A 26,522-nucleotide genomic window follows, 5' to 3' on the forward strand; every position below is an offset into this window, starting at 1 on the left:
GTTCTCGGAAGGCATTGCGCATGGACGTCATCTCACGCAGCCCGCTTGCGGCGGCATCGGCAGGCCGCGCCGCACCGGAGCTCGGCGATCTTCCCGAATGGAACCTGGCCGATCTCTATTCCGGCATGGACGCGCCCGAGCTCAGGCGCGACATCGTCAAGGCCGGCGAGGATGCAATCGCCTTCGAAAGCCGCTGGAAAGGCACGCTGGCGGCTGAAGCCGGGCGCGGCCGCGACGGCAGGCTCGGCGAGGCACTCAGCCAATACGAGGCGCTGGAAGAACTGGTCGGTCGGATCGTCTCCTACGCCGGACTGGTCTATGCCGGCGACACCGTCGATCCGAAGCGCGCCAAGCTCTACGGCGACGTCCAGGAGAAGATGACGGACGCCAGCGCCCACCTGCTTTTCTTCGCGCTGGAGTTGAACCTGGTCGACGATACGCTGATCGAACAGGCGCTCGAGGCCGATCCAGCCTTCGGGCACTACCGGCCCTGGGTCCTCGACCTGAGGATGGACAAGCCCTACCAGCTCGAGGATCGCGTCGAACAGTTGTTCCACGAGAAGTCCGTGACGGGGCGCGGCGCCTGGAACCGCCTTTTCGACGAGACGATGGCGGATTTGCGCTTCACGGTGGACGGCGAGGAGCTGACGCTGGAGCCGACGCTGAACCGTCTGCAGGACGCGAACGGCGAAGCACGGCGCAAGGCGGCCGGGGCGCTCGCCGCGACGTTTTCGGAAAACCTGCGCACCTTCACGCTGATCACCAACACGCTGGCCAAGGACAAGGAGATTTCCGACCGCTGGCGCGGCTTCAAGGACATCGCCGATTCCCGCCATCTCGCCAACCGGGTCGAGCGCGGCGTCGTGGATGCGCTGGCCAGCGCCGTTCGCGACGCCTATCCGCGCCTGTCGCACCGCTATTATGCGATGAAGGCGCGCTGGCTCGGCATGGACGTGATGAACCACTGGGACCGCAACGCGCCGCTGCCCGAAACGCCGCAGGCGACGATTGCATGGGACGATGCGAAGAACACGGTCCTGTCCGCCTATCACCGCTTCTCGCCGGAGATGGCGGACATCGCGCGCACCTTCTTCGATCGCGACTGGATCGATGCGCCGGTGAGGCCCGGCAAGTCGCCGGGCGCCTTCGCGCACCCGACGGTCCCGTCGGTCCACCCCTACGTCCTGCTGAATTACATGGGCAAGCCGCGCGACGTGATGACGCTGGCGCACGAACTGGGACACGGCGTGCACCAGGTGCTGGCGGGCGCACAAGGCGCGCTGATGGCCTCGACGCCGCTGACGCTCGCCGAAACCGCCTCGGTGTTCGGCGAGATGCTGACCTTCCGTTCGCTGCTCGACGCCACCACCGATCGGCGCGAGCGCAAGGCGATGCTCGCCCAGAAGGTCGAGGACATGATCAACACGGTCGTGCGCCAGATCGCCTTCTACGAGTTCGAGCGCAAGATCCACACCGAGCGCAGGAACGGCGAACTGACCGCCGACCGCATCGGCGAATTCTGGCTGGAAGTGCAGGCCGAAAGCCTCGGCCCGGCGATCCGGCTGCGCGAGGGATACGAGACCTTCTGGACCTATATCCCGCACTTCATCCACTCGCCCTTCTATGTCTACGCCTACGCTTTCGGCGACTGCCTGGTGAATTCGCTCTACGCGGTCTACCGCGAGTCCGAGAGCGGCTTCCAGGACAAGTATTTCGAGATGCTGAAGGCCGGCGGGACAAAGCATCATTCGGAGTTACTGAAGCCGTTCGGCCTCGACGCCACCGACCCGTCCTTCTGGCAGATCGGCCTCGGCGTGATTTCGGGGCTGATCGACGAGCTGGAAGCGCTGGACTAGGCATATCCTTCGCCGGGGGTAAGCGTTGAGCATGTCTTCGTCGCCGTTCATCCTCTTCCGCGACGATTTCTCCGGCGAGGAAATCCTCTTCGATCGACCTCGCGAGATCGTCACGGCCGAGCGCGTCGAGGATTTTTTTCCCGCGCTGGAGGCGATCCAGCGCGCGCACGACGCCGGCAGGTGGCTTGCCGGCTATTTCCCCTACGAGGCCGGCTATCTGCTGGAGCCGAAGCTGGCGCCGATCATCCCGTCCAAGCGTCGCACGCCCCTCCTGGTCATCGGCGTCTTCGATCGACCCGCCGAAGCGCCGATGGCGCGTCCGGGCCGTCTGCGGACCAACGGCCCGATCCACGGCGCGCGCGCCACCTGGACGTATGAAGACTACAAGCGTCGTTTCGACCGGCTGCACCGACACCTCAGGCAAGGCGACTGCTATCAGGCGAACCTGACCTTTCCCGTCGAGGCAAATTGGACCGGCGATCCCCTCTCCGCTTTCGACGCGCTGGCAGGACGGCAGAAAGTGAAATACGGCGCGCTGGTCGATCTCGGCGGCCCGGTCGTCCTGTCACGCTCGCCCGAACTGTTTTTCGAGATCGACGGCGACGGCTGGATCGAGACCCATCCGATGAAAGGCACCGCGCCGCGCGGAGCGACACGGGAGGAAGACGAGCGGCTCAGAGAATTCCTGCGCAACGACCCGAAGAACCAGACCGAGAACCGCATGATCGTCGACCTTCTGCGCAACGACATCTCGCTCGTCACCGAGGTCGGCACGCTGGACGTGCCGGAACTGTTCCGCATCGAAAGCTATGCGACGGTGCACCAGATGGTGAGCCGGGTGCGGGCGAAGCTCCTGCCCGGCCTCTCCATCCGGCAGATCTTCGCAGCCCTGTTTCCCTGCGGCTCGATCACCGGCGCGCCGAAAATCCGGGCGATGGAGATTCTGCGCGACCTCGAAGGCACAGCGCGCAACGCCTATTGCGGCGCCATCGGCTGGATCGCGCCGGACGGCAGGATGCGCTTCAATGTCGCTATCCGCACCATCACCCTCTTCCCGGACGGCAAGGCCGTCTACAATGTCGGCGGCGGGGTCGTCTTCGATTCCACGGCCGAGGAGGAATATGCCGAATGCCTGCTGAAGGCCCGTTACGCGACCGGGCAGCCGCCGGAGGCAACGCCGCCTTCGAACTGATCGAGACCCTGCGCTGGGAGACCGGCATCGGCTTCGTACGGCTGGACCGGCATCTGGCGCGGCTTTGCGCCTCCGCAGCTGCGCTCGGTTTCGCTTATGACGGACAGCACGTCGCAAAGGTCCTTGGCGAGGCCATCGGGTTGGCCGGGGCGCCTTTGCGCACGCGTCTCGCATTGTCGCGAGATGGAAATCTCGCCGTCTCCACGCAGGCATTCGAGCCGCTGCCGCCCGGCAAGGTCTGGACAGTGAGGCTCGCCCGCACCCGGCTCGAGTCGGCGGACCCGCTGCTGCGCCACAAGACCAGCCGACGCGACGCCTATCTGTGTGCCCGTTCGGAATATGCGCCCGCTGAAGCCGATGAGGTACTGCTCGCCAACGAGCGTGGCGAATTGTGCGAAGGCACCATCACCAACATCTTCGCGGACTTCGGTGACGGTGCGCTCGCCACGCCGCGGCTGGAGTGCGGCCTGCTGCCCGGCATCCTGCGCGGCGAATTGCTGGACCACGACAAGGCGGTTGAAACCGTCTTCGCCTTCCGCGATCTCGAAAAGGCAAGAGCGCTCTTCGTGGGCAATTCGCTGCGTGGCCTGATCCCGGCCGTGATTGCCGATTGACGATAGAACCCTACGTGAATACTTTGTGTTCAGATGTGTTAAAATGAGATGTCAAAAATGTCCGACGCTACCTTTTCAGTGCGTATTCCTGACGATCTGCGGCAGGAAGTCGATGCGCTGGCCAAGGCAAACAGGCGTTCGCGCTCCTTTCTCGTGAAGGAAGCACTGCAGGCCTATGTCGACGAGCAGAGGACTTATCGCGAAGCGATCGAGGAGGCCATCAAGGAAGCGGATGAGACCGGCGAATTCATTTCCTGGGAAGCGACTGGACGCTGGCTGAAATCCTGGGGCACGCCGGACGAATTGCCTCCCCCTGAACCGGATATCCTTTTGAAGAATCGCAAATGAAAATCCGGCTGATGAAAGCAGCCATCCGGGATTTACGTGAAACCAGGTCATACATCGCCCAGGATGATCCCGCAGCCGCGACGCGGGTGGCGACACGCCTCGAACGAGCGATCAACTTGATTGCCGAGCGGCCGGACATAGGCCGCCCGGTGTCCGATCAGCCCGTTCGCGAATGGTCCGTCCCGGGTCTGCCCTTTGTGATCCCCTATCGAGTTTCAGGCGATACGATCGAGATCGTTCGCATCTTTCATACCAGCCGTCGCAGACCGCCAGCTTGGCAGTGAACATGCCCGCCCACACTCCTTACGACGGGTCCTCGAAGCTGTTCACCATCGGGCTGAAACCGCTCGACCTCGCCGACTGGATCGAGGTCGACGGCAATCTGCCGGCTCATCTCGCCGAGAAGCGCCGGCTCTATGTTGAGCTTCCTGAGAAGGTGTTCGTCGAGGAGCCGGATACGCGCGCCGCGCAACAGGAAGTGCTCGATCTGCTGACGGCCCATCTGCCGGCGCGTTTTCCGGGCAGATACCGTCGCTCGGGCGAAGCTCTGGTAGTCGACGGCGCGCCCATGTCCCCCCTCGCGCCGCCCTTTAATACGCCGCTCTTGGACGCGCCATTGGTGACCGCCTCGCTGCTGGTGCAGGAAGACCTCATCCTCATGCGCAAGGGCGAGGACGGCTGGCGGCTGGCGGCCGGCTCGCTGTGCTTCCCGTCTTCCTGGGTGCTGACCGAGAAATTCGGCAAGCCGCTGCATCGCATTCATGACCCGGTGCCTGGCTTCGGCCCCGGCTCGCGCCCGGACGAGTTGATCGCGCGCATGTTCGACGGCCTGCAGGGCCAGGCGGTCGAGCGCTTCAACTGGTCGATCCAGGCCGGCGACGCGCTCTACCATCCGCTGACGGACGCCCAGCGCATCGACCGCGCCACCGATCGCCCGTCGAAATTCGCCGGACCGGACGATATCGACGCCGGCGCTTTCATCCGCGTCGAGCGCCAGACGCTGCGCAAGCTGCCCGTCTCGCGCGACATCCTGTTCACCATCCGCATCCATCTCGACCCGCTCGCCGTCCTGGCGCGGCATCCTGAAAAAGCCAGTTTGGCTGCTTCCTTCGCCGCGCAACTCATGGCGCTGGATCAGGCGCAACTCGACTACAAGGGACTTGCCGGAGACCGCGACAGGCTTGTCGCGCGTCTTAACCACATCGCCGCTTCAGCCTGAACGCGATTGGCGCTTTTCCCTGGTTTATGACAATGATCTGTGGTTTAGCGGCCTTCCAGAGGCGGAAAACGACAGATAAATCATTGGTTTTAAAGGAGTGCGCGATAAAATGGCGAATGAAAAATGGCCCGTCTACGGTGAGATCACCGGCCCAATCGTGATGATCGGCTTCGGTTCGATCGGCCGTGGAACGTTGCCCCTGATCGAGCGCCATTTCAAGTTCGACAAGTCGCGCATGGTGGTGATCGACCCCAGCGACGAAAACCGCAAGCTGCTCGACGAGCGCGGCATCACCTTTATCCAGGAAGCCGTGACGAAGAAGAACTACAAGAAGCTTCTGGAACCGCTGCTGACCAACGGCGACGGCCAGGCTTTCTGCGTCAACCTGTCGGTCGACACCGGCTCGGTCGACCTGATGCACCTCACCCGCAAGCTCGGCGCGCTCTACGTCGACACGGTGGTGGAGCCGTGGCTGGGCTTCTATTTCGACACCGAAGCCGACAACGCCTCGCGCACCAATTACGCGTTGCGCGAGAGCCTGCTGGCGGAAAAACGCAAGCATCCCGGCGGGCCGACCGCCGTCTCCACCTGCGGCGCCAATCCCGGCATGGTGTCGTGGTTCGTCAAGCAGGCACTGGTGAACCTCGCCAGGGATCTCGGCATGGAGTTCGAGGAGCCGACGGCCGAGGACCGCGAAGGCTGGGCCAAACTCATGAAGAAGGCCGGCGTCAAGGGCATTCACATCGCCGAGCGCGACACCCAGCGCAGCAAGAAGCCCAAGCCGATGAACGTCTTCTGGAACACCTGGTCGGTGGAAGGCTTCATCTCGGAGGGCCTGCAGCCGGCCGAACTCGGCTGGGGCACGCATGAGAAATGGACGCCCAAGAACGCCAAGAAGCACAAGGAAGGTTCCAAGGCGGGCATCTATCTGGAACAGCCCGGCGCCAACACCCGCGTGCGGAGCTGGTGTCCGACGCCCGGGCCGCAATACGGCTTCCTGGTCACCCACAACGAGGCGATCTCGATCGCCGACTTCTTCACCGTGCGCGACACGAAGGGCCATGCGAAGTACCGGCCGACCTGCCACTATGCCTATCATCCCTGCAACGACGCGGTGCTGTCGCTGCACGAGATGTTCGGCGCCGCCGGCAGGGCGCAGCCTGTCCACCACGTCCTCAACGAGAACGAGCTTGTCGACGGGGTCGACGAATTGGGCGTGCTGCTCTACGGGCACGACCGCAACGCCTATTGGTACGGCTCGCAGCTTTCGCTGGAGGAGGCGCGCCGTCTCGCGCCCTTCCAGAACGCCACCGGCCTGCAGGTGACGTCCGCGGTGCTCGCCGGCATGGTGTGGGCGCTGGAGAACCCGCAAGCCGGCATCGTCGAGGCCGACGAGATGGATTACCGGCGCTGCCTCGAGGTCCAGCTTCCCTATCTCGGCCCGGTGACGGGCTACTATACCCACTGGACGCCGCTCGACGACCGGCCGGGCCTGTTCCCTGAGGACATCGACAGCGACGATCCGTGGCAGTTCCGCAACATACTGGTGCGATAGCGGCCTGCCTTCCCTCGATCGCCACCTTGCAATCGCCCGGAAATCGGGCGATTGAAGGGGTGCGGACCGAGGAGAGGACCTTCAGATGACGACTGCGCGCGGAATGCTTTCTGCCGGCCTAGCGGCGGCCTTGGCCGTTGCCGTTGCCGGCTGTACGACGGGCGGCCCCGGCGCGCCTCCGATATCTTCGGCCCCCCGAGGCGTCGAAGGCTCCTGGATCGACGCGCAGGGCACCGGAATCTCGACCTTTGCGGGCGGACGCTTCCAGACCGCCGCGACCGACACCGGCCAGAAACTGGCCGACGGCAGCTACACCATGACCGGCTCGACCTCGGTCACCATCACCGGCACGTCGCTGATCCGTCAGTCGCCGATCGGCTTCAATTGCCTTCTGGTGTCTCCGAACCAGCTCAATTGCACCAGCACCTCGGGCCAGAACTTCGTATTGACCCGACGCGCCTGACCGCGCCGAACGTATTCCTGCAAAGGCGGTGCCTCGGCACCGCCTTTTTCATTGCCGCGGCGCAACGGAAGGAACCGCGTCACCCGCCGGCCGAATCCCCTTGCATCGGCAAAATCGCAATGTGAACATGGCACAGGGACGTGTCGCATTCCCGACAAGCAAGACGGGATAAAACCTGTCGGCGTTCATCTGGAGAGGACCATGAAGAAGATCGCTGCCATCGCCGCACTGTCGGCTTCCGCGCTCGGCCTGAGCGCCGGCGCGTCCTTTGCCGACTACACGCTGAACATCCTGCATTTCAACGACTGGCACAGCCGCATCGAATCGAACAACAAGTACGAATCGACCTGCTCCGCCGACGAAGAGACCAAGGGCGAGTGCATCGGCGGCGCGGCCCGCCTGATCACGGCGATCGACCAGGAGCGCAAGAAGCTGGAAGGGCAGAACGTGCTCCTCCTCAACGCCGGCGACAATTTCCAGGGCTCGCTATTCTACACCACCTACAAGGGCGCGGCGGAAGAGGAATTCCTCAACCAGATGAAGCCGGATGCCGTCACCCTCGGCAACCATGAATTCGACGACGGCGAGAGCGCGCTGGTGCCCTATCTCGACAAGGCGCAGTTCCCGGTGGTCAGCGCCAATGTGAACCCGAACGAGAAATCCGGCGCCTACGGCAAGATCAAGCCTTCGATGGTGATCGAAGTGGGCGGCCAGAAGATCGGCATCGTCGGCGGCATCACCAACGACACGCCCGAGATCGCCTCGCCCGGCCCCAACATCACCATCGAGGACGACGTCAAGTCGATCACCGCGCAAGTCGAGGACCTGACCAAGCAGGGCGTCGACAAGATCATCGCCGTCACCCATATCGGCTATCCGCGCGAGCGCGACGTGATCGCCAAGATCCCCGGCATCGACGTGGTGGTGGGCGGCCACTCGCATTCGCTCCTGTCCAACACCGATCCGAAGGCCGAAGGGCCTTACCCGACGATGGTGGACAACCCCGATGGCTACAAGGTGCCGGTCGTGCAGGCGGCGTCCTATTCGAAGTATCTCGGCGAGATAAAAATCGTCTTCGACGACAACGGCGTCGTCAAGGAGGCATCCGGCGATCCGATCTATCTCGACAAGTCGATCACGCCCGACCCCGCCGTGCTGGCGCGCATCAAGGAGCTCGGCGCGCCGATCGAGGAACTGAAGGCCAAGGACGTGGGCGAGACCACGGCCGCCATCGACGGCAGCCGCGAGACCTGCCGCCAGCGCGAATGCGAGATGGGCAATCTCGTCTCCGACGCCGTGCTCGACCGCACCAAGGACCAGGGCGTCACAATCGTCTTTTCCAATGGCGGCGGCCTGCGCGCGTCCATCGACCAGGGCAAGGTGACGATGGGCGAGGTGCTGACCGTACTGCCCTTCCAGAACACCGTCGCCACCTTCAAACTGGACGGCAAGGACATCATCGCGGCTCTCGAGAACGGCGTCAGCCAGTTGGAAGACGGCGCCGGCCGCTTCGCGCAGGTGGCGGGGCTGAAATATGCCTTCGACCGCTCCAAGCCCGCCGGCAGCCGCGTCAGCGACGTCGAGGTGATGGACGGCGGCGCATGGAAGCCGATCGACGAGGGCAAGGACTACATCGTCGCCACCAACAACTATGTCCGCCAGGGCGGCGACGGCTACAAGATCTTCGCCGACAAGGCGAAGGACGCCTATGATTACGGGCCGGGCCTGGAGCAGGTCGTGGCCGACTATCTCGGCAAGAACAGCCCCTACACGCCGAAGATCGAGGGCCGCATCACCGAGGTCGGCGCGGCCGCGGCACCGGCCGAGGAGCCAGCCAAGCCCGCTGAGGCAACCCCCGCCGAACCTGCGAAGCCTGCCGAGACCGAAAAACCGGCCGAGCCCGCCCCGGCAACTCCTGAAAAGCCGGCGCAGGCGGCTCCCTCCGTGCCGGACCTCCCGGCGGGATCGAGCGACATCGCCAATTCGCCGCCGTCCGTTCCGACGGAGGCGGCGCCTGCTCCAGCCCCGGCCGAAACGGCCAAACCTGCGGAAACTGCACCGGCCGAACCTGCAAAACCGGCTGAGACGACGCCGGCCCAGCCTGCCCAGCCGGCGGCGCCTGCTCCCGGCGCAGAGGCCAACCACGTCATCGCCCGGGGCGATACCTATTGGGATCTCGCTGTCAAATATTACGGCGACGGCGCCATGTGGCACAAAATCGCCGACGCCAACCCCGGCCACGAGCCGCGCCGCCTTCCGGTGGGCGCGACCTTGAAGATACCGGCGAAGTAGCGCATTCCTCATGCAAGCGGGCACCCGTCCGGACCTCCGGGCGGGCGTTTTCCGTTCCAAAGCCGGGTGCGGCCAGAGGCGGCATTGAAACAGCGGCGAAAATGGCTAGTTTCGCGCAGTTCCGGAGCCACTTCATGACCATCGCCACGCAAGCCGCAGCATCGAAAGACCAGTTGCCCGCCGGTCGTCCGCCCGTGAACGCCGCCAAGGTCGGGGTGATGCTGCTCAATCTCGGCACGCCCGACGGCACCGACTTCTGGCCGATGTGGCGCTATCTCAGGGAATTCCTGTCGGACCCGCGCATCATCGAGCTCAACAAGGCGATCTGGTATCCGATCCTCTACGGTCTGGTGCTGACGACGCGGCCGCAGAAGTCCGGCGCCAACTACGCCCGCATCTGGAATCGCGAGAAGAACGAATCGCCGCTGCACACCTTCACCCGTGCGCAGGCCGAGAAGCTCAAGCCGGCCTTGGACGACCTGCAAAATGTCACGGTCGACTGGGCCATGCGCTACGGCAACCCGTCGACCGCCAGCGTCGCCGAGCGGCTGGTGGCCGAGGGCTGCGACCGCATCCTCGCCTTCCCACTCTACCCGCAATATTCGGCGACCACCACGGCCACCGCCAACGACCAGCTTTTCCGCGCGCTGGCGAAGATACGGCGCGCCCCGGCTGTCCGCACGGTGCCGCCCTACTATGCCGAGCCCGTCTACATCGAAGCGCTGGCCGCCTCGATCGAAAGGCACCTCGCCAGCCTCGATTTCGAGCCGGAGGTGGTCATCACCTCCTATCACGGCATCCCGAAACCCTATTCCGACAAGGGCGACCCCTACCGGGCGCATTGCCTGGAAACGACGCGGCTGCTGCGCGGGAAACTCGGCTGGGACGAGAAGAAGATGATCGTCACCTTCCAGTCGCGCTTCGGCGCGCAGGAATGGCTGCAGCCCTACACCGACAAGACGGTGGAGCGGCTGGCGAAGGAGGGCATCAGGCGCATCGCCATCGTCAATCCGGGCTTCTCCGTCGATTGCATCGAGACGCTGGACGAGATCGGCCGCGAGGTACGCGACGAGTTCCTGCACGCCGGCGGCGAGAAATTCGCCCACATCCCCTGCCTCAACGACAGCCCGGAGGGCATGAACGTCATCGAGACCCTCGTGCGCCGCGAACTCGTCGGCTGGGCCTGACCGGCTCACCGGCAAAGGGAACGTGACGGCTTCGGCCGCGTTGACCCCGCTCAAGCGGGGGAATCTCTTGTCACGCAAGCTCGATCTCAGGACCGGCCGTCCCGTCTGGTTCGCCTATCGCGCGCCGAAAGTGCCCACGTCGCAGCTCCGGCGTGACATCAAAACGGATGTGCTCATCGTCGGCATGGGCATCAGCGGCGCCATGCTGGCCGAAGCGCTGACCGCGCGGGGGCACTCGGTCGTCGCGATCGACCGTCGCGGGCCGCTAAAAGGGTCGACGCCGGCAACGACCGCGCTGGTCCAGTTCGAGATCGACCAGCCGCTGACGAAGCTCATCCCCATGATCGGCAGGCAAAAGGCGGAGCGCGCGTGGCGCCGTTCGCGCCTCGCCGTCGCCAATCTGCGCGACCGGATCGAGGAGACCGGCATCGACTGCCGCCTTGCCGACCGGCAATCGCTCTATCTCGCCGGCGACGTCCTGTCCCCGACCGCCTTGCGCGCGGAAGGAAAAGCCCGGGAAGCTGCCGGAATCGCCGGAACCTGCCTGACGAAATCGCAGCTTCGCGACCGCTTCCGCATCGACCGCGACGGCGCGCTGCTGAGCTACGGCAATCTCGCGCTCGACCCGCGCCGGCTGACGGCCGGTCTTCTGCTCGAGGCCGCGGAGCGCGGCGCGCGCTTTTATGCGCCGTCCGAGGCCGCCGGCTTCGAGACAGGCGGAAAGGCCGTGGTCGTCGCGACGAAGGACGGGCCGGTGATTGAGGCAGGCCATGTGGTACTGGCGACCGGCTACGAACTGCTCGACATCGTGCCGAGCAGGAATCACCGGATCATTTCGACATGGGCGATCGCGACGCGCCGCCAGCCGCGCAACATATGGCCGCACGCCGCTTTCCTGTGGGAAGCCTCCGATCCCTATCTCTACATGCGCACGACGACCGACGGACGCGTCATTTGCGGCGGCGAGGACGAGGACTTTTCCGACGAGGAGCGGCGCGACGAACTGATCGCCAGGAAGAGCGCCCGGATTTCCGCCAAGCTCGGCCGGCTGTTTCCCGGCCTCGACACCGAACCGGAATATGTGTGGGCCGGCGCGTTCGGCACGACCTCCACCGGCCTGCCCTACATCGGCGCCCTGCCCGGCCATCCGCGCATCCATGCCGTCATGGGCTATGGCGGCAACGGCATCACCTACGCGCAGATCGCTTCGGAGCTGGTGGCGACGGCGCTCGATGGCGGCGAGGATGCCGACGCCGACCTCTATGCGCTCCCCGGATGATGCACGAGGGACAATCGGGCGTGCTCCGATTGTAACGCCGGGAAATCCCCCTTAAGTAGATTTGGACGGCCTGTCTTGACGGCCCATTCTTGAGGAGCGGCGAATGGACTTCAGCGGTTTCGACATTGCTATCCTGGTGCTTGCCGCCTTGGTCGTCATTCTCCTTTTCAAGGGCATCAAGACGGTTCCGCAAGGCTACAACTATACGGTCGAGCGCTTCGGCAAATACGTCAAGACGCTCAGCCCCGGCCTCAACATCATCAATCCGATCTTCGAACGCGTCGGCGCGCGGCTCAACATGATGGAGCAGGTGCTCGATGTCCCCACGCAGGAGATCATCACCAAGGACAACGCCATCGTCGGCGTCGACGGCATCGCCTTTTACCAGATCCTGAACGCCGCGCAGGCCGCCTATCAGGTCGCCGGCCTGCAGAACGCCATCCTGAACCTGACCATGACCAATATCCGCACCGTCATGGGCTCGATGGACCTGGACGAGCTTCTGTCCAACCGCGACACCATCAACGAGCGCCTGCTGCGCGTCGTCGACGAGGCCGCCCACCCCTGGGGCATCAAGATCACCCGCGTCGAGATCAAGGACATCAACCCGCCGGCCAACCTGGTCGATTCCATGGCCCGCCAGATGATGGCCGAACGCGACAAGCGCGCCCAGATCCTCACGGCCGAAGGGCTCAAGCAATCGCAGATCCTCGAAGCGGAAGGCCGCCGCGAGGCCGCGTTCCGCGACGCCGAGGCCCGCGAGCGAGCGGCGGAGGCGGAGGCCAAGGCCACGCAGGTGGTCTCCGAGGCCATTTCGCGCGGCGACGTGCAGGCGCTCAACTACTTCGTGGCGCAGAAATACACTGAAGCGCTGACGAAGATCGGCTCGGCCGGAAATTCCAAGATCGTGTTGATGCCGCTCGAAGCCTCCTCGCTGATCGGCACGCTGGGCGGCATCGGCGAGATCGCCAGGGAAGTTTTTAGGGGCGACGGTTCCGCAAGCGTCCAGCGGCCTGGCGCGCGGCCGCCCTCGGTGAGGCCCGGCGAGAATTGATCGCGACCGCGAGGCTGCCATGATCGAGCGCATCGTCTCCGAACTCGGTCCCTGGAACTGGATGGTCCTCGGCTTTCTGCTGCTGGCCGCCGAAATCATCGCGCCCGGCGTCTTCCTGGTGTGGATCGGCATCGCCGCGCTGATCGTCGGCGCGATCTCCCTGGCCGCATGGAGCGCGGTTTTCTGGTCCTGGCAGGTCCAGGTGCTGGTCTTCCTCGTCCTGTCGCTTGTGTCGGCCTATCTCGGCCGCAAGTTGATCGCGTCCCGCAGGGACGATTCCGATCAGCCGCTACTCAACCGCCGCGGCGTGCAGCTCATCGGCCGCACCGCGACGCTGACCGAGCCGATCCGGGAAGGCCGCGGCCGCATCCAGCTCGGCGACACGCTGTGGCGCGTTTCCGGGCCGGACCTTCCGGCCGGCGCGCGTGTGCGCGTGGTGGCGGCCGCCGATACCGACCTCGATCTGGTGGTCGAGCCGATCCCGTAAACTCCGGATAGGGAGCCGGAGAAAGATCACCCGCCGTCAGGCCGCGCCGATGCGCAGCAGGTCGTGGAAGTGCACCACGCCGACGGGCCGGTCGCCCTCGGTGACGATCAGAACGCTGATATTGTGCTTGTTGAGCAGGGCGATCGCCGCGCCGGCGAACATGTGCGGCTCGATCGTCTTGGGCGTGCGCGTCATCACCTCGCCCACGGCCGTCTCGATCAGGTTGCGGTCGAGATTGCGGGCGAGGTCGCCATCGGTGAAGATGCCGGCCAGCCGCCCGTCTTCGTCCACCACGCACACGCAACCAACCTTTTTCTTCGACAATATCGTCATCGCCTCGGGCATGAGCGTGTCGAGCCGGACCAGAGGAATATCCTCACCGGTCCGCATGATCTCCGACACCCGCGTCAGGTTGGCGCCGAGCTGTCCGCCCGGATGGAAGGTGCGGAAATGGTCGGGCGTGAAACCGCGCGCCTCCAGCAGCGCGATCGCCAGCGCGTCGCCGACGACCAGTTGCAGCAGGGTCGAGGTGGTCGGCGCCAGCCCGTGCGGGCAAGCCTCGGCCACTTTCGGCAGCAGGAGCACGATGTCCGCCTCGCGCGCCAGCGCCGAAGACGCCCCGGAGGTGATGGCGATCAGCGGAATGGAAAACCGCCGCGAATAGGAGATGATCCCCTTCAGTTCCTGCGTCTCGCCGGACCATGACAGGGCGACGAGCGCATCGTCCTTCGCGATCATGCCGAGGTCGCCATGCGTGGCCTCGACCGGATGGACGAAGAAGGCGGGGGTGCCGGTGGAGGCGAGGGTCGCCGCCACCTTGGAACCGATATGGCCGCTTTTGCCTATGCCGGTCACGATAAGCCGGCCGCGAAGCCCCGAAACGAGCGCGACCGCCTTCGCGAACGGCTCGGCCAGGTCGCCCTTCAGCGCGACCGCCAGCGCTTCCACGCCGGCCTGTTCGGTCGCCACCGTGCGCAGGGCAGAACCGATCGCTTCCTCGCGGGTTGACGACGTCTTCATCGCTGATCCTGAAACCATGGCTGAGGCGCTTATCTTCTCCCTGCCGCTTTGTCCAATTCTATCGTCCCGGCCAAGGTTGGCGAACCCTGTTTCAACCGTCCGTTAACCATCCCGATTTACGGTCCGGTAAGCATGGCGCGCCTGCGCCGCAGGGATCATGATGTCGCGTTGCCAGCCGAAAGACCGACCGCGCCGCAGACCGCGCCACAGCGGCGACGCGCTGTTCGCGCTGCTTGTCGCGGCGGCGTCGCTCGCGCAGACGGGTCCGCTGGCCGCGCAGGAAGCCGGCCTGCGCGGCGAAGTGGCGGAAAACGTCCTGCAGGCACAGGACCGCGACGGACTGACGACCGGCGCTGTCCCGGCCGCAAAGCCGGGACCGGCCCGGTCCGATGCCACGCCGGCGGCGAACGACGCTCCGGCCTATCAGCCGATCAGCCCCGGAGCCGTGCCCGACCAGCCGGACACCATGTCAGACTCCTCGGCCGATACGCTTTCCGACGACGCTGCGGACGGTTTCGCCGATACCCCCTCATCCACGACGGCCGTACCGGCTGCCGTGCCCGGAGAGACCGACGATACCGTGCAGACTGCTGCAACGCCCCGGCCTGCCGCATCGCCCGAAGACCACACGGACGCTGGCGAGGTCGAGACCAACCGGCGTGCCCGCACCATCGACAGCGAGGACAGGCAGCCCCTGGACCCCCGTGCCGAGCGTACAGGCGCCATCGAAGGAACGGCGCCGAGAGCCGACGACGACCCCTTCGCCCCTGTCGGTATCCCGATGGGCACGTTCACCCTGCGGCCGTCAATCGAAGAAGGGATCACCGCCACGAGCAACGCCGATTCCAGCGTCGGCGGCAAATCCGCCGTGCTGTCGGAGACCACGCTGCGTCTCAACGCAACGTCGAACTGGGCGCTCCATTCCGCCACGATCGACGCCTACGGCACGTTCCGCAAGAGCGTCTCCGGAGACGAGGTCAGCGAGACGCGCGGGCGCATCGACGGCACGCTGAACCTCGACCTCGACAACGACTGGCGCGCAATCGCCAAGCTCGGCTACGAGGCAGGCCCCGAATCGGCCTCCTCGCCCGTCGTCATCCAGAACACCACCGACCAGCCCCTGCACCAGATCATCGACGGCAGTCTCGGCGTGGAAAAGGACGTCGGCAAGGCGCGGCTCGGGCTAACCGGCACGGTCGAGCGCGACCTCTACGGCGACGCCGACCTCGACGACGGCACCACGCTGTCCCAGAAGGACCGCAACGCCACGCTCTACACGGCCACGCTGCGCGGCGGCTACGAGATTTCGCCGGCGCTGACGCCGTTCCTCGAAACCGAGATCGGCCGCCGCGTCTACGACGAGAAAGAGGATAGTCTCGGCTACCGGCGCTCCGCCAACCGGCTCGGCATAAGGGCGGGCACGGAACTCGATCTTGGCGAGAAGCTGAACGGCGAGGTCTCCGCCGGCTGGATCAGGGAAGCGCTCGAAGACGACCGCCTCCCCGCCGTCTCCGGCGCTTCGGTCAACGCCGACCTGAAATGGTCGCCCGAGCGCGGAACGACCATCGGCCTGACCGGCAACACGACGGTCGAAGGCACCACGACGACCGGCGAGAGCGGATCGATCCTCTATTCAGGCACGCTGTCGCTGGAGCGCCGGATCCGCGACGACCTCACCGCCAATGCCGCCCTCGGCGCCGGTTGGCGCCGATATTACGGCGTGGACGGCCACGACCGCATCCTCAGCGCGGAAGCCGGCCTCACCTGGTGGCTGAACCGCTACGCCGGCATCACCACCCGCGCGCGCTACGAAAAGCAGACCAGCAGCCTGCCCGACCGCGACTACGACGCCGCCAGCGTCTTCCTGGGGCTGAAGGTCCAGCGCTGAAGCGCACCTCCAGCCGGACGCGTCGCCGACGCTCAGCCGACGGCGCGCTTCGCCTCCGGCCCGAGTTCGTCAAGCAGGTCACGGATGACGCCGGCTATGCCGTGGTTGATATCCGTGCGCTGCAGCGCAAAGGCGACGTTGGCCTCGATGAAGCCTTCCGGCGAGCCGCAGTCGAAGGTCCGGCCACGATAGTGATAGCCGTAGAAGGACTGCTCCTGCTGGAGCTTGAGCATGCCGTCGGTGAGCTGGATCTCGTTGCCGGCGCCCTTCTCCTGGCTTTCCAGGATGGAAAAGATTTCCGGCTGAAGGATGTAACGGCCGTTGATGTAGAGGTTCGAAGGGGCCGTGCCGGGCTTGGGCTTCTCGACCATCCCGGTGATCTCGAACCCTGTCCCGGCGTCCTCGCCGCGACCGATGATGCCGTATTTGTGCGCCTCCGCCGGATCGCATTCCTCCACGGCGATGATCGAGCCGCCGGTCTCGTTGTAGAGCGAGACCATGTCCTTCATGCAGCCCTGGTCCGGCAGCGTGATCATGTCCGGCAAAAGCAGGGCGAAAGGTTCGTCGCCAACAAGGTCGCGCGCGCACCACACCGCATGGCCGAGCCCGAGCGGCTCCTGCTGGCGCGTGAAGCTGGTCTGCCCCGCTTTCGGCTGCAACGCCCCGAGCTTCGACAGTTGCTCGTCCTTGCCGCGCTCGGCGAGCGTATGGTTCAGTTCGAACTGGATGTCGAAATGGTCTTCGATCACCCCCTTGTTGCGGCCGGTGACGAAGATGAAATGCTCTATCCCCGCCTCCCGCGCCTCGTCGACCACATACTGGATGACGGGACGATCCACGACGGTCAGCATTTCCTTTGGAATGGCCTTGGTGGCCGGGAGAAAGCGCGTGCCGAGGCCCGCGACCGGGAAAACTGCCTTGCGAACTCTTTTCATGAAGCCCTTTGTCCGTTTGCGTGGGTGCGTTGCGTCCCCCTATGGGGCATTCTAACGCCGAAATTGAGAAATATGAAAACCGCCGCGTAGGCGACGTGCGTTAACAGACATGGCACATTTTCGTTCCCGCCGGCTTGATGGTAAACTCATTCCTAACGGGTTCGTTCGAAAATGGCCTTCCTGCGATGAAGCAAGGAGGAAAATATGAGCCTTCGCACCACCGTCAGGCGGCTTGTCAACGCCACCGCCGCGGCCGGGCTTTCCCTGGCCCTGCTGGCGAGCGTTCAGCCGGCTTTCGCCGACGCCGGCTTCCGGAACTGGGTCGCCAGCTTCCGCTCGGTCGCCGTTCGCAACGGCGTTTCGGGCCGCATCTATGACCAGGCCTTCCGCAACATCCGTGATCTCGATCCCGAGGTGCTGGAGAAGGCGCGCTATCAGCCCGAGTTCAAATCACCGGCCTGGGACTATTTCGACAATCGCGTGCACGACGACTCGATCGCCAACGGCAGGGCGATGGCCGCGAAGTGGAAGCCTTGGCTCGACCGCATCGAGAAACGCTACGGCGTCGATCGCTACATTCTTCTGGCGATCTGGTCGATGGAATCCAACTATGGCGAGACGCTGAAGCGCGACGACATCATGCGCAACGTCGTCCGCTCGCTGGCGACTCTCGGCTACGCCGACAAGAAGCGGTCCAAATACGCCCGTACCCAGTTGATCGCGGCATTGAAGATATTGCAGACCGGCGACATCGACGAGAGCCATCTCGAAGGGTCCTGGGCAGGGGCGATGGGCCACACCCAGTTCATCCCCACCAGCTATCAGCATTACGCCGTGGACATGGACGGCAACGGCAAGCGCGACATCTGGAACTCGGTTCCCGATGCGCTGGCGACCGCCGCCAACCTGCTGCACAAGAACGGCTGGCAGCCGGGCCGGACCTGGGGCTACGAGGTCAGCCTGCCGCCGGGCCGGAAATTCCCAGCCGGCACCATGTCCATCTCGCGATGGGCGTCCATCGGCGTCACCCGCGCCAACGGCAAGCCGTTCCGGAGCGGTTCCGACCACGCCGAGCTGAAACTGCCCGGCGGACGCGAAGGACCGGCCTTCCTGGTGATCAAGAATTTTTCGGTCATCAAGCGCTACAACAACGCCGACAAATACGCCTTTGCGGTCGGCCTGCTCGCCGACGAGATCGCCGGCTACGGCGGACTTGTGAACGACTGGAACAGGCCGTTCACCAAGCTCTCCTTCGAGCAGAAGCTGGAACTGCAGCAGCGGCTTGCCCAGCACGGCCTCTATGACGGCAAGTTCGACGGCAAGATCGGCGACGGCTCGAAATCCGCCATCATGGCCTACCAGGCAAGCGTGGGCCTGGCCCAGAACGGCTATCCCAGCATGGAAGTGCTGAAATGGCTGCGCCGAAAATAGGCCGACGGCCGCAGGAGGTCGCTTGACAGCCGCCAGGCATTTGCGGTCCGTCCTGTGGCGCGCGCCGGTGGTCGTGCTCGCGGCGGTCTGTATTCTGGTTGCAGCCGCGGCCTCTTTCGAGCCGTCCGCCGCCGCGCAGGAGCGGACGGGTTTCGGCTGGTCGCTGCGCGACCTGCTGTTTCCCAGGCGACGCGAGCGCATCATCCAGGAACAGCCCGCTCCCGCCGTTAAACCTCGGCCGAAAAGGAGAAGCGCGGCTCCCGACAAGCCCGCCGAGCCGGCAAAGCCTGTCGTGGAGAAGGCACCCGATGCGCGCGTGGTCCTGGTGGTCGGCGACTTCATGGCGAGCGGGCTCGCCGATGGGCTCGAGGAGACGTTCGCCGATAACCCGGGCGTCGTCATCGTCAACCGTTCCAACGGATCCTCCGGCTTCGTGCGCGACGATTTCTACGACTGGCCGGCCGAGATCGACGGCATTCTCAAGGAGACGAAACCGGCCGTCGCCCTCGTCATGCTGGGGTCCAACGACCGCCAGCAGATGAAGGTCGGCGACGTTCGCGAAGCGCCGAGGTCCGACGCCTGGACAAAGGAATACGAGGCCCGCACGAAGGCGTTCGGGAAGCTTATCGCGGACGACAAGGTGCCGTTCCTGTGGGTCGGCCAGCCGCCCTTCAAGATCGGCAGGATGAGCGCCGACATGCTGGCCTTCAACGACATCTATCGGGCGGCGGCGGAAGCCGAGAGCGGCGAGTTCGTCGATATCTGGGACGGCTTCGCCGACGAGAACGGCGGCTTCGTCTCAAGCGGTCCCGACATCAACGGCCAGCAGGTGCGGCTGCGCGCCGACGACGGCATCAACCTGACGAGGGCCGGCAAGCGCAAGCTGGCCTTCTACGCCGAAAAGCCCTTGCTGAAGATCCTCGGATTGGCCAGCCCCGACGGGACGCCCGGTGCGACCGCGCCTGCCGGCGCCCCGGCAGTCAATCCTGACGGCACCGCCGCCCCGACGACCGTGGACCGCACGCCGCCGATGCTGCTCAGCGACCCGGCGCTGGACGGCGGCTCCGAGCTGCTCGGTGCCATGCCGTCGCCCGCGACGCATCCGCCGGCAGGCGATCCGTCCGAAGAGAAGTCAGCAGCGGGCGTTCCCGGTCGGGCCGACCAGTTCGCCTGGCCGTCCCCGCCGGCCACGACGACGGCGATCAATCCGTAGCGGGACGCCGCCCCGGAATTCCTTCGAGCGAAGCGAGAACGGAATAGCTGAGGCCCAGTCCCGCAACGTTGGATGGATCACGGAATAAATTCCGACGCCGCGTTCGTGAATCCGGTCGGGCATTGCGATGCCGTGATTCGGTCGCTCAGCTCGGCAGCACGGTGTGGCCCATCAGCGCCTCGTCGATGGACCGCGCGGCCTGACGGCCCTCGCGGATGGCCCAGACGACGAGCGACTGGCCGCGGCGGACGTCGCCGGCCGCCCATAGCCCCTCGACGCTGGTGCGGTAGTCGCGGTCGTTGGCCGTGACGTTGCGCGAGCGGCGCGCGTCGGTGGCGACGTCGAGCCTGCCCTCGAGTTCGGCCAGAAGACCGGTGGCGAGCGGTCCTGCAAAGCCGATGGCGATGAAGGCGAGGTCGGCGCGGATGACGAATTCGGTGCCGGGAACAGGCTTGCGCCTCTCGTCGACCTCGCAGCATTTCACGCCCGTTAACTGGCCGTCCTCGCCGATGAATTCGAGCGTCGCCACCTGGAATTCGCGCTCCGCGCCTTCGGCCTGGCTGGAGGAGGTGCGCATCTTGGTCGCCCAGTAAGGCCAAACCGTCAGCTTGTCTTCCTTTTCCGGAGGCTGCGGCCGGATGTCGAGCTGGGTGACGCGCACCGCGCCCTGCCGGAACGCCGTGCCGACGCAGTCCGAGGCGGTGTCGCCGCCGCCGACCACGACCACATGCTGGCCATTGGCCAGGATCGGCTTGGAAGGCCATGCGGTAGAGTCGATGTTCTCGCCGCCGACACGCTTGTTCTGCTGGACCAGATAGGGCATCGCGTCGAACACCCCGTCCAGATCGACGCCGGGAATGCCCGCCGGGCGCGGCGTTTCCGAGCCGCCGCAATAAAGCACGGCGTCATAGTCGGACAGAAGCTCTGCCGCCTTCTTGTCGACGCCGACATTGACGTTGCAGAAGAAGGTGACGCCCTCGCCCTGCATCTGCTCGACGCGGCGGTCGATATAGTGCTTCTCCATCTTGAAGTCCGGGATGCCGTAGCGCAGCAGCCCGCCGGGCCGCGCCTCGCGTTCGTAGACATGCACTTCGTGGCCGGCGCGGCCGAGTTGCTGGGCCGCCGCCATGCCCGCCGGACCTGATCCGACGACGGCGACGCGCTTACCGGTCTTGGCCTGCGGCGGATAGGGGCGCACATAGCCGGTCTCGTAGGCCTTGTCCGCCAGCGCCTGCTCCACCGTCTTGATGGCGACCGGAATGTCCTCCAGGTTCAGCGTGCAGGCTTCCTCGCAGGGCGCGGGACAGATGCGGCCGGTGAATTCGGGGAAATTGTTGGTCGAGTGCAGGTTGCGGATCGCAGCGTCCCAGTTGCCGTTGTAGACGAGGTCGTTCCAGTCCGGGATCTGGTTGTGGATCGGGCAGCCGGTCGGCCCGTGGCAGAACGGAATGCCGCAATCCATGCAGCGCGCCGCCTGTTTCTCGACCTCCTTGTCCGACATCGGCAGGGTGAATTCCCTGAAATGGCGGATGCGATCGGAAGCGGGCTGGTACTTCTGAACCTGCCGGTCGATCTCTAGAAAGCCTGTTACCTTGCCCATGGTCTTGTCCCTGAAGTCCAGTGGCGGGGTTTGCCGCCGCACCCGTTAGCGTCATACGGCTGCCGTGGCAACCGCTCCGGCCGGGCTGGATTTGTTGGTGAGAGGCTGCCGACCGTCGCCGGCAGCTTCGATGACTACTCCGCCGCCACGCTCATGCGGGCGCGCTCCATTTCCTGCAGCGCGCGGCGATACTCGACCGGCATGACCTTGCGGAATTTCGGTCGGTAGTCCGCCCAGTCGTCGAGGATTGCCTTCGCCCGCGTCGAACCCGTGTAGTGGAGATGGTTCGAGATGAGCTGGTAGAGACGTTCCTCGTCATGGCTGGTCATGTCGCCCGACACGTCGACGCGGCCCTTGTGGTCGATGTCGCCGCCATGATGGAGGAGCTTCTCCAGCATGTCGTCCTCTTCCGGCACCGGCTCCAGCTCGACCATCGCCATGTTGCAGCGCTTGGCGAAATCGCCGGCCTCGTCCAGCACATAGGCGACGCCGCCCGACATGCCCGCCGCGAAGTTGCGGCCCGTCTGGCCGATGACGACGACGACGCCGCCGGTCATGTATTCGCAGCCGTGGTCGCCGCAGCCTTCCACCACCGCCGCCGCGCCCGAATTGCGCACGGCGAAGCGCTCGCCGGCGACGCCGCGGAAGTAGCATTCGCCCTCCACGGCACCGTAGAGCACGGTGTTGCCGACGATGATGGAGTCCTCGGGCACGATCTTCGTATCCTCCGGCGGACGGATGACGATGCGGCCGCCGGACAGGCCCTTGCCGACATAGTCGTTGCCCGCGCCGATCAGCTCGAACGAGACGCCGCGCGTCAGGAACGCGGCGAAGGACTGGCCGGCCGTGCCGGTCAGCTTTACCTGGATCGTATCCTCGCGCAGTCCCTTGTGGCCGAAGCGCTTGGCGACCTCGCCCGCCAGCATGGCGCCGGTGGAGCGGTCGACATTGCGAATATCCGCTTCGATCTGGACGGGCTGGCGCGCGTCCAGCGCCGGAGCGGCCTCCGCGATCAGCTTGCGGTCGAGCACGTCGTCAATCGGATGCTTCTGGCGTTCCGTCCAGTGGACGGCCTCACGCGGCGCGTCCGGCTTATGGAACATGCGCGAGAAGTCGAGCCCCTTCGCCTTCCACTGGCGGATAACCTCGCGCTTTTCGAGCAGATCGGTGTCGCCGATAATCTCGTTGAGATGGCGGAAGCCCATCGCCGCAAGCAGGGCGCGCACTTCTTCCGCGACATAGAAGAAGTAGTTGATGACATGCTCGGGCGAGCCCTTGAAACGCTTGCGCAGCACCGGGTCCTGGGTGGCGACGCCGACCGGGCAGGTGTTGAGATGGCACTTGCGCATCATGACGCAGCCGGCCGCGATCAGCGGCGCGGTGGAGAAGCCGAACTCGTCAGCCCCGAGCAGCGCGCCGATGACGACGTCGCGCCCGGTGCGCAAACCGCCGTCGACCTGCAACGCCACGCGCGAACGCAGTCCGTTCAGCACCAGCGTCTGGTGCGTTTCGGCCAATCCCATCTCCCACGGAGAGCCGGCATGCTTGAGCGAGGTCAGCGGCGAGGCGCCGGTGCCGCCGTCGTAGCCGGAGACGGTGATGTGGTCGGCGCGCGCCTTGGCGACGCCCGCCGCCACCGTGCCGACGCCCACCTCCGACACCAGCTTGACCGATACGTCGGCCGCCGGATTGACGTTCTTCAAATCGTAGATCAGCTGCGCCAGATCCTCGATCGAATAGATGTCGTGATGCGGCGGCGGCGAGATCAGGCCGACGCCCGGCGTCGAGTGCCGGGTCTTGGCGATGGTCGCATCCACCTTGTGACCGGGCAACTGCCCGCCTTCGCCGGGCTTGGCGCCCTGCGCCACCTTGATCTGCATCATGTCGGAATTGACGAGATATTCCGTCGTCACGCCGAACCGGCCCGATGCCACCTGCTTGATGGCCGAGCGCTCGGGATTGGCGCCGCCGCCGGGCAGCGGCAGGTAGCGGTCCGGCTCCTCGCCGCCCTCGCCCGTGTTCGACTTGCCGCCGATGGCGTTCATGGCCCGCGCCAGCGTGGTGTGCGCCTCGCGGCTGATCGAGCCGAACGACATAGCGCCGGTGGAGAAGCGCCGGACGATCTCCGCCGCCGGCATCACCTCGTCCAGCGGCACCGGCTTGCGGCCGGTTTCCTCGGCCAGCCTGATCTTGAACAGGCCGCGTATGTGCTGGGCGCGCGCGGTCTCGCTGTCGACCTGCGCGGAAAATTCCTTGAAGGTCTCGGGCGAGCCCTTGCGCACCGCGTGCTGGAGCGAAGCCACAGCGTCCGGCGACCAGACATGCGCCTCGCCGCGTATGCGGTACATGTAGTCGCCGCCGACCTCCAACGCGGTGCGCAGCACCGGATCGTCGCTGAACGCCGAGCTATGGCGCTGCACGGTCTCTTCCGAGACCTCGTCGAGGCCGACGCCCTCGATCAGCGTGGCGGTGCCGGTGAAATACTTGTCGACGAAGCTGCTCCCGAGGCCGACCGCGTCGAAGATCTGTGCGCCGCAATAGGACTGGTAGGTCGAGATGCCCATCTTGGACATGACCTTGAGGATACCCTTGCCGATCGACTTGATGTAGCGCGTCACAACCTCGTAGGCGTCGACCTCCTGGGGCATCTCGCCGCGCTTGTGCATGTCGAGCAGCGTATCGAAGGCCAGATACGGGTTGATCGCCTCGGCGCCGTAGCCGGCGAGGCAGCAGAAGTGATGCACCTCGCGCGGCTCGCCCGATTCCACCACGAGGCCGACAGAAGTGCGCAGTCCCTTGCGCACCAGATGATGATGCACCGCCGCCGTCGCCAGCAGCGCCGGAATGGCGATACGGTCCGGCCCGACCTGGCGGTCGGACAGGATGATGATGTTGTAGCGTCCCGCGACCGCGGCCTCGGCGCGCTCGCACAGCCGCTCCAGCGCGCCCGCCATGCCGGCTGCACCCTCGGTCGCGGCATAGGTCACGTCGATCGTCTTGGTGTCGAAGCTCTCCTCGGTATGGCCGATGGAGCGGATCTTTTCGAGGTCGCCATTGGTCAGGATCGGCTGGCGCACTTCCAGCCGCTTTCGCCGCGAGGTTCCCACCAGGTCGAGGATGTTCGGCCGCGGCCCGATAAAGGACACCAGGCTCATCACCAGTTCCTCGCGGATCGGGTCGATCGGCGGATTGGTGACCTGGGCGAAGTTCTGCTTGAAATAGGTGTAGAGCAGCTTCGACCTGTCCGACATGGCCGAGATCGGCGTGTCGGTGCCCATCGAGCCGACCGCTTCCTGGCCGGTCGTCGCCATCGGCGACATCAGGAGCTTCACGTCCTCCTGCGTGTAGCCGAAGGACTGCTGGCGATCGAGAAGCGACACGTCCCTGCGCAGTTCGCGCGGCTCGACCGGCTTGAGGTCTTCGAGGATGAGTTGGGTGTTGGCCAGCCACTTCTTGTAGGGGTGCCTGGCCGCGATCTCGGCCTTGATCTCCTCGTCGGAGATGATGCGGCCCTTGACCAGATCGATGAGCAGCATCTTGCCCGGCTGCAGCCGCCACTTGGTGACGACGTGCTTCTCGTCGACCGGCAGCGCGCCGGCCTCCGAGGCGAGGATCACCCGGTCGTCGTCGGTCACCATGTAGCGCGCGGGCCTGAGCCCGTTGCGGTCCAGCGTCGCGCCGATCTGGCGTCCGTCGGTGAAACACACCGCCGCCGGTCCGTCCCACGGCTCCATCAGCGCGGCGTGGTACTCGTAGAACGCCTTGCGCTCGTCATCCATGAGCTTGTTGCCGGCCCAGGCTTCCGGGATCAGCATCATCATGGAATGGGCGAGGCTGTAGCCGCCCTGGAACAGGAACTCGAGCGCGTTGTCGAAGCAGGCGGTGTCCGACTGTCCTTCGTAGGAGATCGGCCACAGCTTGGAGATGTTGTTGCCGAACAGTTCGGAATCGACCGAGGCCTGCCTGGCCGCCATCCAGTTGTTGTTGCCGCGAACGGTGTTGATCTCGCCGTTATGCGCGACCATGCGATAGGGATGCGCCAGCTTCCACGACGGGAAAGTGTTGGTGGAGAAGCGCTGGTGGACGAGGATCAGCGCCGTCTCGAAGCGCGGATCGGAAAGGTCCTTGTAGTAGGCCCCCACCTGATAGGCCAGGAACATGCCCTTGTAGACGATCGTGCGTGCCGACAGCGACACGCAATAGGCGCCGATGTCCTTGTTGTCGTTCTCCGCGTAGATGCGCCCCGAGATGACCTTGCGCAGGAGGTAGAGGCGCGCCTCGTACTCCTCGTCGTCGGTGATGTCGGGCGTACGGCCGATGAAGACCTGCCGGTGGAACGGCTCGGAGGCCGCGATGTCCGGCGCCTTCGACAGCGACGAATTGTCGACCGGCACGTCGCGGAAACCGATCAGCGGCAATCCTTCCGACTGCGCGGATTCGGCGATGAGTTCCTCGATATGGGCGCGCAGCCCCGCGTCCTGCGGCATGAACCAGTGACCGACGCCGTACTGGCCGGCGGGCGGCAGGTCGATGCCCTGCTTCGCCAGCTCCTCACGGAAGAAGCCGTCCGGCACCTGCACCAGCACGCCGGCGCCATCACCCATCAGCGGATCGGCGCCGACCGCGCCGCGATGCGTCAGGTTCTCGAGCATGAACAGCCCGTCCTTGACGATCTGGTGCGACTTCACGCCCTTCATCTGCGCGATGAAGCCGACGCCGCAGGCATCGTGCTCGTTGCGCGGATCGTAGAGGCCCTGCGGAGCCGGAAGGCCGAAGTCGCCTCGGAGCGCGGTTTTGACGGCGGCCGCTTTCGTCTGCACGGCCGGCACAAGTCCCGTCGTTACAGATGGCGTCACTTCCGTCATCGCTCTATCCTCCGTTCCATGCTG

General features: G+C 65.4%; 20 protein-coding genes. 16 read left to right on the top strand and 4 right to left on the bottom strand.

Annotated features, from left to right (window positions below; all coding sequences use genetic code 11):
• Positions 1-20: 20 nt before the first annotated feature.
• From ABMA46_RS08010 to ABMA46_RS08070, 13 genes are all read left to right on the top strand, one after another.
• Positions 21-1,856 (top strand): M3 family oligoendopeptidase, encoded by a 1,836-nt coding sequence (locus ABMA46_RS08010; RefSeq protein ID WP_348998793.1) that lies wholly within the window; start codon positions 21-23, stop codon positions 1,854-1,856.
• Positions 1,857-1,887: 31 nt separating this feature from the next.
• Positions 1,888-3,048 (top strand): aminodeoxychorismate synthase component I, encoded by a 1,161-nt coding sequence (locus ABMA46_RS08015; protein WP_348998794.1) that lies wholly within the window; start codon positions 1,888-1,890, stop codon positions 3,046-3,048.
• On the top strand, positions 2,985-3,662 hold the full coding sequence (locus tag ABMA46_RS08020) for an aminotransferase class IV family protein (RefSeq protein ID WP_348998795.1): 678 nt from the start codon (positions 2,985-2,987) through the stop codon (positions 3,660-3,662). The genes ABMA46_RS08015 and ABMA46_RS08020 overlap by 64 nt, the downstream gene beginning before the upstream one ends.
• 57 nt (positions 3,663-3,719) lie before the next feature.
• Complete coding sequence (locus tag ABMA46_RS08025) at positions 3,720-4,010, top strand: CopG family ribbon-helix-helix protein (RefSeq protein ID WP_348998796.1); 291 nt, start codon at positions 3,720-3,722, stop codon at positions 4,008-4,010.
• A complete protein-coding gene (locus ABMA46_RS08030; RefSeq protein ID WP_348998797.1) occupies positions 4,007-4,294 on the top strand; it encodes a type II toxin-antitoxin system RelE/ParE family toxin in 288 nt (95 codons plus the stop codon). Before ABMA46_RS08025 ends, ABMA46_RS08030 begins: the two co-directional genes overlap by 4 nt.
• A 2-nt stretch (positions 4,295-4,296) precedes the next feature.
• Positions 4,297-5,229: a heme-dependent oxidative N-demethylase family protein gene (locus tag ABMA46_RS08035; protein ID WP_348998798.1), complete on the top strand. Its 933-nt coding sequence runs from the start codon at positions 4,297-4,299 to the stop codon at positions 5,227-5,229.
• Positions 5,230-5,338: 109 nt separating this feature from the next.
• Positions 5,339-6,784 carry a homospermidine synthase gene (locus tag ABMA46_RS08040; RefSeq protein WP_348998800.1) on the top strand — a complete coding sequence of 482 codons (1,446 nt, stop codon included), beginning with the start codon at positions 5,339-5,341 and terminating at the stop codon, positions 6,782-6,784.
• An 85-nt stretch (positions 6,785-6,869) separates the two neighbouring features.
• Complete coding sequence (gene omp10 / locus ABMA46_RS08045; RefSeq protein WP_348998801.1) at positions 6,870-7,247, top strand: outer membrane lipoprotein Omp10; 378 nt, start codon at positions 6,870-6,872, stop codon at positions 7,245-7,247.
• Between the two features lie 201 nt (positions 7,248-7,448).
• A complete protein-coding gene (locus tag ABMA46_RS08050) occupies positions 7,449-9,539 on the top strand; it encodes a 5'-nucleotidase C-terminal domain-containing protein (protein WP_348998802.1) in 2,091 nt (696 codons plus the stop codon).
• Positions 9,540-9,673: 134 nt separating this feature from the next.
• Positions 9,674-10,726: a ferrochelatase gene (hemH, locus tag ABMA46_RS08055; RefSeq protein WP_348998804.1), complete on the top strand. Its 1,053-nt coding sequence runs from the start codon at positions 9,674-9,676 to the stop codon at positions 10,724-10,726.
• 67 nt (positions 10,727-10,793) lie between these two features.
• Complete coding sequence (locus ABMA46_RS08060; protein ID WP_348998805.1) at positions 10,794-12,005, top strand: NAD(P)/FAD-dependent oxidoreductase; 1,212 nt, start codon at positions 10,794-10,796, stop codon at positions 12,003-12,005.
• A 103-nt stretch (positions 12,006-12,108) separates the two neighbouring features.
• A complete protein-coding gene (locus ABMA46_RS08065; RefSeq protein WP_348998807.1) occupies positions 12,109-13,059 on the top strand; it encodes an SPFH domain-containing protein in 951 nt (316 codons plus the stop codon).
• A gap of 19 nt (positions 13,060-13,078) precedes the next feature.
• Positions 13,079-13,546 carry an NfeD family protein gene (locus ABMA46_RS08070; RefSeq protein ID WP_348998809.1) on the top strand — a complete coding sequence of 156 codons (468 nt, stop codon included), beginning with the start codon at positions 13,079-13,081 and terminating at the stop codon, positions 13,544-13,546.
• A gap of 36 nt (positions 13,547-13,582) precedes the next feature.
• On the opposite strand, the gene ABMA46_RS08075 is transcribed toward ABMA46_RS08070, so the two are convergent.
• Positions 13,583-14,584, bottom strand: a complete 1,002-nt coding sequence (locus ABMA46_RS08075) for a KpsF/GutQ family sugar-phosphate isomerase (RefSeq protein ID WP_425475710.1) — start codon at positions 14,582-14,584, stop codon at positions 13,583-13,585.
• A 139-nt stretch (positions 14,585-14,723) separates the two neighbouring features.
• Here ABMA46_RS08075 and ABMA46_RS08080 point away from each other — a divergent pair, with 139 nt between their 5' ends.
• A complete protein-coding gene (locus ABMA46_RS08080; protein WP_348998812.1) occupies positions 14,724-16,454 on the top strand; it encodes an outer membrane beta-barrel protein in 1,731 nt (576 codons plus the stop codon).
• 32 nt (positions 16,455-16,486) lie between these two features.
• Here ABMA46_RS08080 and galU read toward each other — a convergent pair whose 3' ends face one another.
• Positions 16,487-17,389, bottom strand: a complete 903-nt coding sequence (gene galU / locus ABMA46_RS08085; RefSeq protein WP_348998814.1) for a UTP--glucose-1-phosphate uridylyltransferase GalU — start codon at positions 17,387-17,389, stop codon at positions 16,487-16,489.
• A 204-nt stretch (positions 17,390-17,593) separates the two neighbouring features.
• On the opposite strand from galU, the gene ABMA46_RS08090 reads away from it, so the two are divergent.
• Both ABMA46_RS08090 and ABMA46_RS08095 read left to right on the top strand, forming a co-directional pair.
• Positions 17,594-18,820 carry a lytic murein transglycosylase gene (locus tag ABMA46_RS08090; protein WP_348998816.1) on the top strand — a complete coding sequence of 409 codons (1,227 nt, stop codon included), beginning with the start codon at positions 17,594-17,596 and terminating at the stop codon, positions 18,818-18,820.
• A gap of 22 nt (positions 18,821-18,842) precedes the next feature.
• Positions 18,843-20,033, top strand: a complete 1,191-nt coding sequence (locus tag ABMA46_RS08095; RefSeq protein ID WP_348998818.1) for an SGNH/GDSL hydrolase family protein — start codon at positions 18,843-18,845, stop codon at positions 20,031-20,033.
• Positions 20,034-20,178: 145 nt separating this feature from the next.
• On the opposite strand, the gene ABMA46_RS08100 is transcribed toward ABMA46_RS08095, so the two are convergent.
• The gene (locus ABMA46_RS08100) at positions 20,179-21,633 is read right to left on the bottom strand and encodes a glutamate synthase subunit beta (protein ID WP_348998819.1); all 1,455 of its coding nucleotides are present in this window, start codon (positions 21,631-21,633) and stop codon (positions 20,179-20,181) included.
• A gap of 134 nt (positions 21,634-21,767) precedes the next feature.
• Positions 21,768-26,498 (bottom strand): glutamate synthase large subunit, encoded by a 4,731-nt coding sequence (gltB, locus tag ABMA46_RS08105; RefSeq protein ID WP_348998820.1) that lies wholly within the window; start codon positions 26,496-26,498, stop codon positions 21,768-21,770.
• Positions 26,499-26,522: the final 24 nt, after the last annotated feature.

Origin of the sequence: Mesorhizobium hunchu (assembly GCF_040081975.1) — a bacterium.
In the GTDB taxonomy this organism is placed as follows: domain Bacteria; phylum Pseudomonadota; class Alphaproteobacteria; order Rhizobiales; family Rhizobiaceae; genus Mesorhizobium; species Mesorhizobium hunchu.